The organism is Acinetobacter sp. WC-141, assembly GCF_000313935.1.
Classification (GTDB): domain Bacteria; phylum Pseudomonadota; class Gammaproteobacteria; order Pseudomonadales; family Moraxellaceae; genus Acinetobacter.
The window spans coordinates 56748-71791 of sequence record NZ_AMSS01000043.1 but is presented as its reverse complement, the minus strand read 5'-3'; the positions used below and the strand labels follow the sequence as shown (position 1 = coordinate 71791).

15 protein-coding genes are annotated in these 15044 nt (G+C 37.6%); 8 read left to right on the top strand and 7 right to left on the bottom strand.

Translation table 11 applies throughout. From position 1 onward, the window contains the following. The first annotated feature begins 28 nt into the window (after positions 1 to 28). Positions 29 to 397, top strand: a complete 369-nt coding sequence (locus ACINWC141_RS06495; protein WP_009389408.1) for an MmcQ/YjbR family DNA-binding protein — start codon at positions 29 to 31, stop codon at positions 395 to 397. Between the two features lie 63 nt (positions 398 to 460). On the opposite strand, the gene ACINWC141_RS06490 is transcribed toward ACINWC141_RS06495, so the two are convergent. The 4 genes from ACINWC141_RS06490 to ACINWC141_RS06475 all read right to left on the bottom strand — a co-directional run bounded on the left by ACINWC141_RS06490 (position 461) and on the right by ACINWC141_RS06475 (position 3520). Further along, the gene (locus ACINWC141_RS06490; RefSeq protein WP_009389644.1) at positions 461 to 1315 is read right to left on the bottom strand and encodes an SPFH domain-containing protein; all 855 of its coding nucleotides are present in this window, start codon (positions 1313 to 1315) and stop codon (positions 461 to 463) included. A gap of 28 nt (positions 1316 to 1343) precedes the next feature. Next, the gene (locus ACINWC141_RS06485; RefSeq protein WP_009389571.1) at positions 1344 to 1805 is read right to left on the bottom strand and encodes an NfeD family protein; all 462 of its coding nucleotides are present in this window, start codon (positions 1803 to 1805) and stop codon (positions 1344 to 1346) included. A gap of 104 nt (positions 1806 to 1909) precedes the next feature. After that, on the bottom strand, positions 1910 to 2827 hold the full coding sequence (locus ACINWC141_RS06480) for a patatin-like phospholipase family protein (protein ID WP_009389441.1): 918 nt from the start codon (positions 2825 to 2827) through the stop codon (positions 1910 to 1912). Positions 2828 to 2893: 66 nt separating this feature from the next. Further along, complete coding sequence (locus ACINWC141_RS06475) at positions 2894 to 3520, bottom strand: lysophospholipid acyltransferase family protein (RefSeq protein ID WP_009389699.1); 627 nt, start codon at positions 3518 to 3520, stop codon at positions 2894 to 2896. A gap of 129 nt (positions 3521 to 3649) precedes the next feature. Between ACINWC141_RS06475 and ACINWC141_RS06470 the strand changes: the two genes are divergently transcribed. The 6 genes from ACINWC141_RS06470 (at position 3650) to ACINWC141_RS06450 (ending at position 10654) form a co-directional block, all read left to right on the top strand. Beyond that, positions 3650 to 4909 carry an MFS transporter gene (locus tag ACINWC141_RS06470; RefSeq protein ID WP_009389481.1) on the top strand — a complete coding sequence of 420 codons (1260 nt, stop codon included), beginning with the start codon at positions 3650 to 3652 and terminating at the stop codon, positions 4907 to 4909. Between the two features lie 73 nt (positions 4910 to 4982). Beyond that, entirely contained in the window at positions 4983 to 5174 is a 192-nt protein-coding gene (locus ACINWC141_RS19465; protein WP_081400048.1) for a hypothetical protein, read from the top strand. A gap of 272 nt (positions 5175 to 5446) precedes the next feature. Further along, complete coding sequence (locus ACINWC141_RS06465) at positions 5447 to 6772, top strand: DcaP family trimeric outer membrane transporter (RefSeq protein WP_009389573.1); 1326 nt, start codon at positions 5447 to 5449, stop codon at positions 6770 to 6772. Positions 6773 to 6956: 184 nt separating this feature from the next. Then, positions 6957 to 8606: a phosphoethanolamine transferase gene (locus ACINWC141_RS06460; RefSeq protein WP_009389689.1), complete on the top strand. Its 1650-nt coding sequence runs from the start codon at positions 6957 to 6959 to the stop codon at positions 8604 to 8606. Positions 8607 to 8620: 14 nt separating this feature from the next. Continuing rightward, a complete protein-coding gene (locus ACINWC141_RS06455; protein WP_009389484.1) occupies positions 8621 to 9295 on the top strand; it encodes a DNA-binding response regulator PmrA in 675 nt (224 codons plus the stop codon). Positions 9296 to 9319: 24 nt separating this feature from the next. Then, positions 9320 to 10654, top strand: a complete 1335-nt coding sequence (locus ACINWC141_RS06450) for a two-component system sensor histidine kinase PmrB (RefSeq protein ID WP_009389343.1) — start codon at positions 9320 to 9322, stop codon at positions 10652 to 10654. 1 nt (position 10655) lies between these two features. On the opposite strand, the gene ACINWC141_RS06445 is transcribed toward ACINWC141_RS06450, so the two are convergent. From ACINWC141_RS06445 to ACINWC141_RS06435, 3 genes are all read right to left on the bottom strand, one after another. After that, entirely contained in the window at positions 10656 to 11351 is a 696-nt protein-coding gene (locus ACINWC141_RS06445; protein WP_009389244.1) for a phosphatase PAP2 family protein, read from the bottom strand. Between the two features lie 236 nt (positions 11352 to 11587). Further along, positions 11588 to 12775, bottom strand: coding sequence for an ammonium transporter (locus ACINWC141_RS06440; RefSeq protein ID WP_009389617.1), 1188 nt, complete (start codon positions 12773 to 12775; stop codon positions 11588 to 11590). 301 nt (positions 12776 to 13076) lie between these two features. Further along, positions 13077 to 13961, bottom strand: coding sequence for a LysR family transcriptional regulator (locus tag ACINWC141_RS06435; RefSeq protein ID WP_009389645.1), 885 nt, complete (start codon positions 13959 to 13961; stop codon positions 13077 to 13079). A gap of 115 nt (positions 13962 to 14076) precedes the next feature. Between ACINWC141_RS06435 and ACINWC141_RS06430 the strand changes: the two genes are divergently transcribed. After that, entirely contained in the window at positions 14077 to 14982 is a 906-nt protein-coding gene (locus ACINWC141_RS06430) for an AEC family transporter (RefSeq protein ID WP_009389453.1), read from the top strand. Positions 14983 to 15044: the final 62 nt, after the last annotated feature.

Sequence of the window (15044 nt, the reverse complement as noted above, 5' to 3'; positions counted from 1 at the left end):
TCATGCAAAATGAATAAAGGAGAAAAAAATGAATGGTGAACAACTCCATCAAAAAGCAATTGAAATTGCACGAAATCTTCCTTTTAGTGAGCAGACTCATCCATTTGGGCCTGACTATGAAGTTTTTAAAATTTTAGAAAAAATATTCCTGCTGACAGCGGAAGTGGCAGGCGTCAAAATGATTAATGTCAAATGCGATCCTTATAAAAGTCAGGAATATCAGGAGCTTTATTCATTTATTATTCCGGGCTATCACATGAATAAAAAGCACTGGATTTCAATTACACCACATAAGAACTTAACAGGTGATTTACTTCAAGATTTAATCCATGACTCTTATGATTTGGTTGTAAAAAAATTACCTGTGAAAGATCAAAAAAGATTACAAAACCAATAATATTAAAAGTAAAACGGCGACCTCTAGGCCGCCGTTTTATATCTTTTCATCTAATCAATACGATTAATTATGTTTACCCATAATACCGCGTATTGTATTTAAAACATCGGCAGGTAAAACCACAGTTTTAGCATTGCTTGATTTCGCCATATCTTGCATCGCTTTGACATATTGTTCACCCAAAAGGTAAGCAACCGGAATTTCTTTATCACCCACTGCGCTGGTCACCATTGCAATCGCTTTTTGAGATGCTTCAGCTAACACAACTTGAGCTTCTGCATCACGACGTGAAGCTTCTAAACGACCTTCTGCACTTAAAATAGCAGCCTGTTTTTCACCATCTGCTTTAGTGACAGCAGCACGTCGTTGACGTTCTGCAGCAGCTTGTTCTTCCATGGCAGCTTGCATGGTATGAGACGGTTGAATGTCCTGAATTTCGACTGTTTTTAGGGTAATGCCCCAATCTGAAATATCGTCAGAAATAGCAGCTTTTAATTTAGCCTTAATATGATCGCGTGAAGACAATGCATCATCTAGATCCATTTCACCAACAATAGAACGTAATGAGGTTTGTACAAGGTTTTGAATCGCCCATGTATAGTTTTCAATACCGTAAACTGCTTTTTCTGGTGTAGTTAAATTTATATAAGCCACGGCATTCATGAGCAATACAGCGTTGTCACGTGTAATCACTTCTTGCGATGGAATATCTAACACAATATCTTTAGTGGTAATTTTATAGGCCACTTCATCCACATAGGGAATAACAAAATTAAGTCCTGGATTTAGCGTAGAGTGGTATTTACCCAAACGCTGTACAATCCATTTATAACCCTGAGGAACAATACGTACCCCTTTAAAAATGGTAATAGCAACAAAAGCCAAAAAGGCTAAAACAATAATAGTACCAACTGGCATGAAAATACCCTCTCTTTATCTTTAATGTTTATGAAGTACCGTGAGACTGAACAATTAAATCATTACCTGAAATATCAATAACTCTCACTCGATCGCCCACTTTAACAGGAGTCGTGCTTCGACAATTCCACTCATCGGCTCCTAAGATCGGCATCGGAAAACGAACAATAATTTGGTCATGGTCAAGCCCAGTTTGAATGACCATTCCAATCTGACCAATTGTTGCCTCTCGGGGTAATCCGGCTTTGGTTTTATCAATTGATAAAGGTTTAATAAATTTGAACCAAAGAATGGTGCATAGCACTGATAATATTATCCAAAATACAATTTGCGTTGTGAGGCTAATATCTGGAAATAACCAATAGAGAATGCACACCATAATGGCGGCAATACCAAACCAGAGTGCGGCAAAGGCAGGTAGAATCAGTTCAGAAAGAATAAGTAAGATACCCAATACAAACCAATGCCAAGGTTGTACAACAAACTCCATAGATCTGCTCTTTTATATATCTTTATGTGAGTAAAAGTGACTCAATATCACTTTTACCACTGTAGCAGATGATGGGGAATGTGGACAGAAAAAAACCACTTCTATTAGAATTTAGGGCGTGGTGCTGGCTTAAATGCTGCTGGAGATTTTTTGAAGTTTGCAATTGCACCTTCAATTTGACGAATTTGAGCTTGAGCAGCTTTTTCACCTTCCAAAATTGCCTGATTGCTAGATTTTAAGTCAAGCGTGCCTAAATGGCCTACTTTGGGTTGAATAACCACATTCGCTTGCTTGAGTTCTTCATTAATACTTTGTTGGCCCATAATATTAATGGTTTGATCCAGTAATCCCCACATATTCGCTGGGCGATTACCTGCCGGACGTGCAGAAATATCAACCGCAATCACAATATCTGCACCCATATCACGAGCTGTTTTAACAGGAATTGGGCTAACTAATCCGCCATCAATGTATTTTTGATTGCCGATTGTGGCAGGTACGAACACGTTAGGAATACTACAAGATGCACGTACTGCTTGACCTGCATTACCTTTAATAAAGTCTGCCTTTTGACCATTATCAAGACGAGTTGCAACTGCTGCAAAACGGATTGGGAATTTCTCAATCGGTTTATTGCCAACATTACGATTAACGTAGTCTTGTAACTTTTGCCCGAGAATAATGCCTTGACGGTTAAGCGTTAAATCACGGATATCAGACTCTTGTAATTTCAGAGCTAGACTTTGCAATTGATAAGGCGTTTGTCCACTCGCGTAGATACTTCCAACAAAGCTACCAGCACTGGTACCCGTTACAATTTTAGGCTTAATACCATGAGACTCTAAAACCTTGATCACACCAATATGTGAAAATCCTTTTGCTCCACCGCCCCCTAAAGCAAGCGCAATGACAGGTTCTCGGGCTTTAATTGAGGTCGTCGGCGTTGGTGTTTTGCTAAATTTATCACAGCCAAAGAGTGCTAGAGAGATAAATCCAATACTGGCAAATTGAGCAATTTTCATCTTTAAAAATAATCTATGTCGAGATAAATTAAGAAGGGCAATAAGACCAGATTCGCTTAATTTTTGCTAGGTTTTTTTCACTAGATTTTGTAAAGGTTCGGCAAGCCAATTGCGATTTTTGGGTGAGATTTTTCCTTCATAGCGATCAAAAATCTTTTGTAGATCTTCATCATAGTTGCCACTTGGGTCTAGGTGGCCTAAACAGTGAATCGTCTTACGGTCATAATCAAAAGAAAACATCACAATGGGAATATTAGCTTTTGCGGCAATATGGTAAAAACCACTTTTCATTTTTTTTGCTTTTTTACGTGTGCCTTCAGGTGCCATCCCAATCCAGATCTTGTCATATTTTTGAATGGTTGCAACGACTTGCTCAGTAAGTCCATTGGCTGTGTCACGTTTAACTGGAATGACGCCCGCCCAGTCTAATGCTCGTTTAAAGGGTGGTTTAAAAAGAGCATCTTTACCTAATACCGTAATTTGGATACCTAATCCGAAAATGGCCAGAAAACCATACCATCCATCAATGTTAGACGTATGAGGTGAAATAATCGCAACAGCTTTTGGATAATTAGGAATTTCGCCTTCAATTGTCCAACCTTGCGCTAAAAAAAGCTTCTTAAATAGTGCTCGGCTTAAAGCATTGCCACGTTGAGGTACCAAATCAGGTAAATTAGGGAAATGTTGATCCATATTTTTTTTAAATTTTAACTTGTCCTAGTTTTATCTTAATCTTTTGAAATATATGCTTCATTGGCAAAATGTAAGAACAACATGACATTTGATGTTATTCCTTATTAAAGAAATAAAAAGTAGGTTTCTATGTGGCGGCAGCAAAATCTCTATCTTCTGCTATTTTCCTTATATTGGGCGCAAGGTTTGCCTGTCGGTTTTATGACCCATGCCTTACCCGTTATTTTAAGAGCGCAAGGTGTATCACTCGCCCATATCGGTGGGTTTGGCTTATTAATGTTGCCTTGGTCAATTAAGGTTTTTTGGGCGCCGTGGGTTGATCGACATGCACTTTCCCGTTTAGGACATTATCGTAGTTGGATTTTACCTACTCAGCTTTTAACGGTGGGTGTACTTTGCATTTTGTCTTTTTTCCCCATTCAAGCTTTAGATCAGCCCATTTATTTATTCGCCTTTTTCATTTCGCTTCTTTTTATGAACTTAACTGGAGCAACGCAAGATATTGCTACCGATGCTTTGGCGGTTAATTTATTGCAACATGACCAGCAACATTGGGGCAATACATTTCAGGTGATTGGTTCCCGACTAGGTTTTATTGTTGGAGGCGGTGCCGTACTCTGGTGTTTAGATTGGTTGAGATGGCAACCCACTTTTTTGCTACTAGCGGCTTTGGTATTTTTAAATACTTTACCTGTTTTATTATTTAAAGAACCTCAACATGCTTTTCATTTAAATCAGGAACTCAAACTTAACCAACAAAATTTAGTTATAAAGATTAAGGCTTACTTGAGTCATTTCTCTCAAAATAAAGAGCTCCGTTCTTGGTTAGTTGTACTGATTACTTTTAAAGTCGCAGATGGTTTAGCTGGACCACTGCTTAAACCTTTAATGGTTGATATGGGATTAAGCTTTACTCAAATCGGTGTTTATATCACGATGCTTGGTGCAGTAGCGGCACTGGCAGGGGCAGCAATAGCGGGTGGAGTACTTAAATACTTTTCAAGACCAACAGCTTTAATTGTTTTTTCAGGATTTAAAATCATGAGCTTAGCGGCGTATACCTATTTAGCTTATGCCTACGAAAAGAAAATTCAACTCAATGTCTGGTGGATTTATATCGTAAATGCTTTAGAAGATGCTTTCTCTGCCATGTTGTTGGTGGTTATGTTGACCTTGGTCATGCACTACAGTCGAAAAGAATATGCTGGTACAGATTTTACCTTTCAGGTTTCAGTCATGGCGACTGTGAGTGGTCTTCTTTATAGTTTTAGTGGAGTGCTTGGAGATGCATTCGGTTATTTCCATTATTTGATAGCTATTGTCATTATTGGCAGTGTTACTTTGCTTCCTATTTACCTTTGGAACCATGCAAAACTACACGAAAAATAATGTTAACTAAATGAAATAAAGAAAGTTAATATCGCTTAAGGAGTGATCTAAGCTTGATCTAATACCTTTGTCTATATTTTTAAAAATGTATGTTTTTAGCTATTTAAATGCTTTATTAATTATGCCATCTTGTTTGGGTAGCAAATGGAAGCTAACAGGAGTAAAAATGGATTTTGTTAACAAGAAAAATCATGTGAATCAATCAAAATGGATAGAAAAATGTTCAATTAGACTGGATATTAGCCTAAAGTCTAAAAAAGAATAATGAAATAACGATTTAATCATTCTATAAGATAAGAGAGTTGTGTAGGATTCGTTACAACATGAAGTTAAGGTAAAAATCTGTAAATCAAAGTATGTTTTTTATGTCTTTGGTTATTGGTTTTAGTCTTGCACAGCGTTGAAATTGGTTTTGGTTGCGGTAATAAAATTAATGTAACCAAAGTGGAGGAAAGTTGATTTTTTTAGCCCAAATTTAATGGCTTGAATCAGCTTGGCATGGATAGGCAACATAAAATATATTTTTTGGAGTTTTTGATGGATCTATTCCTTAATCGTAAATCTTTCGTTATTAAAAGTTTAGCTCTTACAGTAACAGCTTTAATGATGAGTGGGGCACATGCTGCGACTTCCGACAAAGCGGAAATTCAACAGCTTCGTAAAGAAGTTGAAGCTTTAAAAGCTTTAATTCAAGAACAACGCCAAGTACAGCAACAACAACAGCAAGTACAACAACAACAGCAAGTTCAACTCGCTGAAGTGAAAGCACAACCTGTTGCTGCACCAGTTTCACCTTTAGCAGGATTTAAATCTAAAGCTGGCGCTGATGTGAACCTATATGGTTTTGTCCGTGGGGATGCTAACTATATTATTGAAGGTGCGGATAACGACTTTGGTAAAGTAGCTGAATCAAAAGGCGAAGCAACTGATAAAATTCGTGCGACTGCGAAAACGACACGCCTTGGTTTAGATTTTACTGCTCCAGTAAATGATGCCAAAGTCGGTGGTAAACTCGAAGTCGACTTTGCTGGTTCAACAACAGATTCAAATGGTTCATTGCGTGTTCGTCATGCTTATGTGACATATAACAACTGGTTATTTGGTCAAACGACTTCAAACTTCTTGGCTAATCATGCACCAGAAATGATCGACTTCTCGACAAACATTGGTGGTGGTACTACTCGTGTTCCACAAGTACGCTATAACTACAAACTAGGACCAACAACACAATTGTTTGTAGCGGCTGAAAAAGGTGATAGCACTGGTCTTACTGGTAAAAAAGATACAGATGGTAGCTGGATAAATGACAGTATTAAATATAGCTTACCAGTATTAACTGCTAAAATTACTCAAGGCTATGCAGATGGTAAGGGTTCTGCTTCAGCTCGTGCATTAGTTGAAAACTATAAATCTAAAGCTGGTAGTGATAACCAAACTGGTTGGGGCGTTGCGGTTGGTACCGACTTTAAAGTATCTGATCCTTTAAAACTCTTTGCTGATGCATCTTATGTTGTAGGTAATAGTAACTACTTATATGGTAGCAACAAGGCTTATACCGTAGTAGATGGTGATATCGAGCAAAATAAATTTGTAGCGGTACAAGTAGGTGGAACTTATAAGATTTTACCTAACTTGCGTTCGACTTTAGCGTATGGTGCTCAGTTCGCTGATGATGGCACAGACTATGCTAAAGCCTATACAGCAGGAAACGAAAAAGTTCAACAAGCATGGCTTAACGTAATTTACACACCGGTTAAACCAATTGATTTAGGTGTTGAATACGTTAACGGTAAGCGTGATACCTTTGATGGCAAGTCTTACAAAGATAACCGTGTTGGTTTAATGGCTAAATATAGTTTCTAAGAACAATATTTAGTTAAAGATTAAAGAAGATGAGGTTAAATTTAACCTCATCTTTTTGTTAGTAAAAAATTTTAAAATAAGTGTTTTTTAAGATTTCTGTTTTTTAGATCATTTTTTATTTAAGTCATTTTTAAGTTTCAATTTCTACAGTAAAGCATCATAAAAAGATTGTAGTTCCCCCAAGATGCTGAATTTTTTTTCTACCTTAAAAAATAAACAGATTTCACTGTTTATGTTTAATTTCATTATAGCCATTTGGTTAGGTGCAATTCTAAATATTGGTTTTTATAACAAAGTACATCTTTTGACTCCATATTTTGGAGTAAAGGCTATTTTATTTTTAGCTGCTACAGTGATTATTGTTGTTGCTGGTTATTATGCGATTTTACAAATTTTAAACTGGAAATGGACGGCCAAACTTTTTGCAATTTTGTTGGTCTTTATTGGTGGTTTTAGCTCTTATTTTGTGAATACGTTAGGTGTAATCATCTCGCCTGATCAGATTCAAAATATGATACAGACAGATGTATCTGAAGTTTCTGATTTAGTTTCATTACGGTTTGGACTTTGGACAGTTTTCTTTGTTGTTTTACCTATTATTTTAATTACTCAAGCAAAGCTTAAAAAAGAAAAAGTATCTCATTTATTGTTGAAAAAAGCTGGCTCAATTGTCGCTTCTTTGGCAATTGTCGGTATTTTGCTTTTTACATATTATGTCGATTTTGCAGCTATTTTTCGTGAACATCGTGACTTGAAAGGCATGATTTCTCCTCAAAATAGTATTTCTTCTTTAATGTCTTATTATCATAAGAAGGCGCCTAAGAAGAATTTACCATTAATACATTATGGGGAAGATGCTCATCAAGTTCAGGTAGTACAAAAGAACCTGCCTAAATTAATGGTGCTCGTTGTCGGAGAGACAGCTCGTGCGGAAAGTTTTGCATTAAATGGTTATGCTAAAAATACGAATCCAGAGCTTTCTAAACAAGATATTTTGAATTTCTCTCAAGTAAGTTCATGTGGTACAGCAACCGCTGTTTCAGTTCCGTGTATGTTCTCTGGCATGCCTCGTGTTGACTATGATGAGCAATTAGCAAGTCATCGTGAAGGTCTTTTGGACATTGCAAAGCGTGCAGGTTACCAAGTGACTTGGATTGATAATAATTCTGGTTGTAAAGGTGCTTGTGATCGTGTTGAACAATATCAAATTCCAGAGAAGTTAAAGCAAAAATGGTGTAAAGATGGCGAATGCTTTGATGATATTTTAATTGATAGCTTAAATGAATATTTAGCCACTATTCCTAAAGAAGACACTCGCCCACGTCTCATTGTTTTACATCAAGTCGGAAGCCATGGTCCAGCTTATTACAAGCGTGCTCCTGCTACATATCAACCGTTTAAACCGACTTGTGATACTAATGCGATACAGGGCTGCTCTCAAACAGAGTTATTAAATAGTTATGATGACACGATTGTGTATACAGATCATGTGTTAAGTCAGATGATTAATAATTTAAAAGAAGTATCGAAATATCAAACAGGTTTATGGTATTTATCTGATCATGGTGAATCAACTGGTGAACATGGTTTATATTTACATGGTTCACCGTATGCAATCGCACCGAGTCAACAAACACATGTACCAATGATTATGTGGTTCTCTGATAAATGGAAACAACATAATCTTGCGCAAGTGAGTTGTTTAGGCCAACAAACGAAACAAAAGTTAAGTCAGGATAATTTATTCCCAAGCTTACTCAGTTTGTTGGATGTAAAAACTCAAGTCATCAACCCTCAACTGGATATGCTGCACTCTTGTGCCCATGTGAATTAAAGCGAGCCTAGAACATGACAAAAATCTTGATGATTGAAGATGATTTTATGATTGCTGAGTCAACTATAACGTTGCTGCAATATCATCAATTTGAGGTGGAGTGGGTCAATAATGGCTTAGACGGTCTGGCTCAATTGGCCAAAAATAAGTTTGATATCATTTTATTAGACTTAGGATTGCCTATGATGGATGGTATGCAGGTCTTAAAGCAAATTCGTCAAAGAGCTGCAACTCCAGTCTTAATTATTTCAGCACGAGATCAGTTACAAAACCGCGTGGATGGGTTAAATCATGGAGCAGATGATTACCTGATTAAACCATATGAGTTTGATGAATTACTTGCTCGTATTCACGCGCTATTACGCCGTAGTGGGGTAGAGGCTCAGCTTGCAAATCATGAACAGCTATTACAAAGTGGTGATCTGGTTTTAAATGTTGAACAACATATTGCGACCTTTAAAGGCCAGCGGATCGACTTATCGAATCGTGAATGGGCGATTCTTATTCCTTTAATGAGTCATCCAAATAAAATCTTTTCTAAAGCAAATCTTGAAGATAAGTTATATGATTTCGATAGTGATGTGACCAGTAATACGATTGAAGTATATGTGCATCACTTGAGAGCTAAACTTGGGAAAGACTTTATCCGTACGATTCGAGGATTGGGTTACCGTTTAGGACAATCGTAACTTAAATTTTGGAATTTCATAACAGTGCATTATTCATTAAAAAAAAGACTGATTTGGGGCACCTCAATTTTCAGTGTCATCTTAGGTTGTATATTAATTTTTAGTGCCTATAAGGTTGCGCTTCAAGAAGTTGACGAAATTTTAGATACCCAAATGCGTTATTTAGCAGAACGAACAGCTGAATATCCATTGAAAACAGTAAGTAGTAAGTTTGATTTTCACAAAACTTATCATGAAGAAGATTTATTTGTAGATATTTGGGCCTATAAAGATCAGGCCCACTTATCTCATCATTTACATCTGTTGGTTGCACCTGTTACACAAGCCGGTTTTTATTCGCATAAAACTAACCAAGGTGTAGTGAGAACTTATGTTTTGCCTTTAAAAGATTACCAGATTCAGGTGAGTCAACAAGAGCGGGTTCGTGAAGCCTTTGCTTGGGAGCTTGCGGGCAGCATGTTCATTCCTTATCTAATTATTTTGCCTTTTGCGATTTTTGCTTTAGCCGCGATTATTCGTCGAGGCTTAAAACCCATTGATGACTTTAAAAATGAACTGACTCATCGTGATTCGGAAGAACTGACACCCATTGAGGTTGCAGACTACCCTCAAGAGTTATTGCCAACCATCGATGAAATGAACCGTTTATTTGAGCGTATATCCAAGGCTCAAATGGAACAAAAACAGTTTATTGCCGATGCTGCACATGAACTTCGAACGCCTGTTACAGCTCTAAATTTACAAACTAAAATTCTAATTAGTCAGCTTCCCGAGCATGAGTCTTTGCAAAACTTGAGTAAAGGATTAGCGCGTATTCAGCATTTGGTCACACAGCTTTTAGCTTTGGCTAAGCAAGATGTCTCTTTAAGTGTGATTGAACCGACTAAAACTTTTCAACTTAATGATGTCGCTCTAAATTGTGTTGAACAGCTGGTTAATTTAGCTATGCAAAAAGAAATTGATCTAGGATTTGTCCGTAACGAACCTATTGAAATGCATAGTATTGAGCCAACAGTACACTCAATTATTTTTAACTTAATTGATAATGCAATCAAATACACACCTCATGAGGGAATGATTAATATCTCAGTTTTTACAGATGCAGATGGTTATGCATGTATACAGATTGAAGATAGCGGGGCGGGTATTGATCCTGAACATTATGATAAAGTTTTAAAACGTTTTTATCGTGTACATCACCATCTTGAAGTCGGCAGTGGCTTAGGTTTATCAATTGTTGACCGAGCAACTCAGCGTTTAGGTGGAACTTTGACGCTAGATCGAAGCTTAGAGCTTGGTGGACTTTCAGTTTTGGTTAAGCTCCCAAAAGTTCTACATATTCATGAAACAAGAACTTGATTTAAGTAAGTTCTTGTTTGATTCGTTTTTCAAACTCAAAACGATGAATACATATTTTATAAAATAAGATGTTTACTGCCCAAATGACCCAACCTGTCCATAAATTGTGGCTAAGGAAATGGGCACCACGCATCATTTGTCCCCAACCCATCATAAAGCCTAAGATGATGCCAGCGATGAGATAAAAATAGGCACGTTTAGGTTGCTCAAGACGATAAACAAAATAGCCCGTCATTAAAATAAAGCCTGCGCTTGCATGACCACCCGGAAAGCAATGACCGTGAGTAGCACTAAAGTCCCACACATAACTTAAAGCGGTTGGATGAACCATATTCCAAGGGCAAGCGTGAGCAGATTGTGACTTCAACAATCCCACTATAGCGCTACCAATCATACTCACAAAAAACATATAGCCATATTGCCAGCGATAAAGCTTTAATTTTTCTACTTTGAATGACGCAATCCACAGACCTAAAAAGATGACATAAACGGTGGTAATGATTTGTTTTACGATTTCATGGTTAACCCTTACCAGATACCAATTGTCCCGATTAAAAAAATGACCTGTTGAATCCATCCAAGGCTGGATGAAATACATATCAATTTTCCCACCTACTGGAAATATAAATAAAAGTATAAAAAAACTAAGGGCAAGAAAAATAAGCTGAAGTTGGAAAAATTGTTTTTGTTGATTCATTGCTGTGCAACATCAATTTGAATGTGAGTTGAAGGCATTACATAAAATCAAACTTAAATTGTTCTTAAACTAATCAAAATTTAATGTTTAAATAAAGCTGATCTTAAAAAATAGTATTAATGATTCATAGACATATATTATTTATAGAAATTATGTGTTTTTTAATCACTTTTGCCCATGCAAACTTTTAAATAATGATAAGCAGGATAGTTTGATCCTGCTTATCAATCGTTGAGTTAGAACATACCTTCTTCGGAATTTGCAGAAATTTTATGAATGGATAAATCTGCACCTCTAAACTCATCTTCTTGAGATAAGCGAATGCCAATAGTGGCTTTAAGTAAGCCGTAAACAATGAAGCCACCAATGAGCGCAATCGCAATCGCGAGTACTGTACCAATGAGCTGTGAGGCAAAAGAGACACCGCCTAAACCACCAAGCCATTTTTGACCGAATAGACCTACTGCAATACCACCAAATGCGCCGCATACGCCGTGTAAAGGCCATACACCCAACACATCATCAACTTTGAGTTTGTTTTGTGTGTAAGTGAATAAGTACACAAACATTGCACCAGCTGCGCCTCCGATAACAAGCGCACTGACAGGATGAACAATGTCAGAACCCGCACAGATTGCGACTAAGCCTGCAAGTGGACCGTTATGTAAGAAACCGGGGTCATTTTTTCCAATTGCATTTGCTGTAATGGTTCCGCCCACCATTGCCATGAGGGAGTTAATGGCAACTAAGCCAGAAATAGCATCAACACGCTGAGCGCTCATCACATTAAAGCCAAACCAACCGACAATTAAAATCCATGAACCAAGTGCTAAAAATGGAATAGAAGAAGGGGGGTGAGCACTTACGCGACCATCTTTCTTATAACGACCAGAACGAGCACCTAATAAAATAACCGCAGCAAGTGCAATCCAACCGCCCATAGCATGCACTACAACTGAACCAGCAAAGTCATGAAAAGCTGCACCAAAAGTCGCCTCTAACCATTTTTGCAGACCGTAGTTACCATTCCAGACCATGCCTTCAAAAAATGGATAAACCAGTGCAACTAACGCGAGTGTTGCAATTGCTTGCGAACGCATTTTTGCACGTTCAGCAATACCACCCGAAATAATGGCCGGAATGGCTGCAGCAAAAGTGAGTAAAAAGAAGCAACGCATGAGGTTGTAGCCATGATCACTCGCAAGGCTTGTGCCATCATGGAAGAAGTGCTGGCCGTAAGAAATGTAGTAGCCAACAAAGAAATAAGCGATTGCAGAGAGGGCAAAGTCAGTCAGAATTTTACTTAGTGCGTTCACCTGATTTTTATGGCGAACCGTACCAAGTTCCAAGAATGCAAAACCTGCGTGCATGGCAAGAACCAAAACTGCACCAAGTAATAAGAAAAATAGATCTACATTTTGCATAGCATGCTCGAAAAAAGTGCTAAATTCCATTTTGGAACAAATCTGGGTCTGTAAATTGCACCAAAATAGATTTAAGGAATCTAAAAACCTAAGTTTGTCGGAACAAACTCAATTGCATAAAAGTGAATATGCAATAAGTGCACCAATTTGAATTGGAAAAGTGTTTTTTGGCGATAAATGGTGCGTTGATTTGGTTAGGATGGGGCAGTTATGGCGCTTTTTACGTTACAAGTCATCTAATGCGCTGATAAATTGACCTGAAACAGTTCGTTATTAAAGTTTAAAAATTGCTCATATTCATTTAATGATTTGACCAAACCTCTTGAGCAACTTCTATAAAAGCTTTCACAGCGGGACTGATGTGTTTCTTGTTTTTTACTGCGAGACCAATGGAGCGTTTAAGATTCGGTTTAAAAGGGCGTTTGACTACATTTGGATAAAGTGAGAGTAACTCTTTGGTGATGACCATATCAGACACAATGGACACTCCTAATTGGTTGTGGACCATGCTGACGATACTCAGTATTTGTGACACATAAAATTTGATGTCTGGTTTCACATTAAAGTTTTTTAAAATTAATTCGACCTGATGTCGACTACCCGCCATTGTCATAATAAAAGGGCAGTTTTCTAGTTGTGCGGGATCAATATAGAGCTGCTGCGCAAGCGAGTAACTATTCGGAATTAGGGCAACAAAACGATCTTCAATTAGAGGGAATGTATCGAATCGCTCATCTGGCATAATCAAAAAACCAACCTCTATGCGCCGCTCCAATAACCACTGAGCAACTTCTTTATCTTCACCTTCATCAATATAAATTTCGATTTTAGGGTAGCGTTGCCGAAAGGTCTCTAAAATTTCAGGCAATAGATAAATGGATGATGACGCCCCAAAAGAGCCAATACGTAATGTGCCTTCGTTTAAACCATGGATCGCAGCCACTTCTTTTTCTAAGGTATCGGAAATACTCAATAGCTCTTTGACATGGGTCAATAACTGCTGACCTGTCGTGGTGAGTTCAATATCACTTTGGGTTCTTGAAATCAGATTAATACCCCATTGTTGTTCTAATGATTTAAGCGCATGAGAAACAGCCGACTGTGAAATTCCCAGCTTTTCTGCTGTAGCAGTAAAGCTTTTTAGTTCAGCAATGAGTGCGAAAATTTCAAGCTGGGTAAATGTCATGTTGTATTTGTTATGAGTAAAAACTCATTTTATCATGAGTTTTCATTATCTTTAATATATGAGTAAGCCAAGGTAGTTGCTAAACAGCAAGCCCTAACAAAACTCGAGTAAAGAAATGAATAGCATTGTTTTATCTCTTTTTCCCTTAGTTGCATTAATTGCATCGGGATACTTATTTAAAAAATATCGTTTTTTTAGCGATGGGTTTTGGGCTGGAGCAGAGAAGCTCAATTACTATATTCTATTTCCCGCTTTGCTTTTTAGTACGTTATCGACCGCAAAAATTGACTTACAAAGCTTGACTACAGCCATTATTGCGATGTTGATTGTGGTATTGGCAGTCACCGTCTTGTTATATATGGTTCGAGTATTTTGGCACATACCGCCTGCACGTTTTGGTGTGCACGTCCAAAGTATGGTTCGCTTTAATACTTATATTGGTTTGGCTTTAGTCACTTCGCTTTTTAAAAGTGAAGGAATGGCAATTCTGGCAATTTTATTGGCGCTTTGCATTCCACTGGTAAACGTTATTTCGGTGCTTGCTTTAACTTCTAAAGAACACATGGCAATTAAACCTGTTTTGATTGCACTCCTTAAAAATCCGTTAATTGCATCGTGTGTGGTCGGGGCAGCAGTTAATGCGCTTCATATCCCGATTTGGGAAGGCTTTACTCAGTTTATTAAGCTTTTTTCAGTGTCGAGTTTGCCACTAGGTTTGTTATGTGTTGGCGCAGCTTTACAGTTTATGCAAATTAAAAAGGACATTGTGGTATTGGCAGCAGACACATTTGCACGACTTTTAGCAGTGCCTGCCTTGGCTTACGCGGTCTGCATGTGGTTCGGTTTACCAAATTTGCAAACACAGATTTTAGTCATTTTCTTTGCGCTACCGACTGCTTCCGCTTCATACATTTTAACCAAAGTTTTGGGTGGCGATAGTCAGCTCATGGCAGCCGTGATTAGCTTTCAAACCTTATGTGCCGCCGTGACTTTGCCATTAGTAATTTGGTGGATTTCTTAAGGTATAACTTTAGTTAAGTCATCTTCTATTTTCTAAAAATGAATAGGCTGATTCTTATTTAA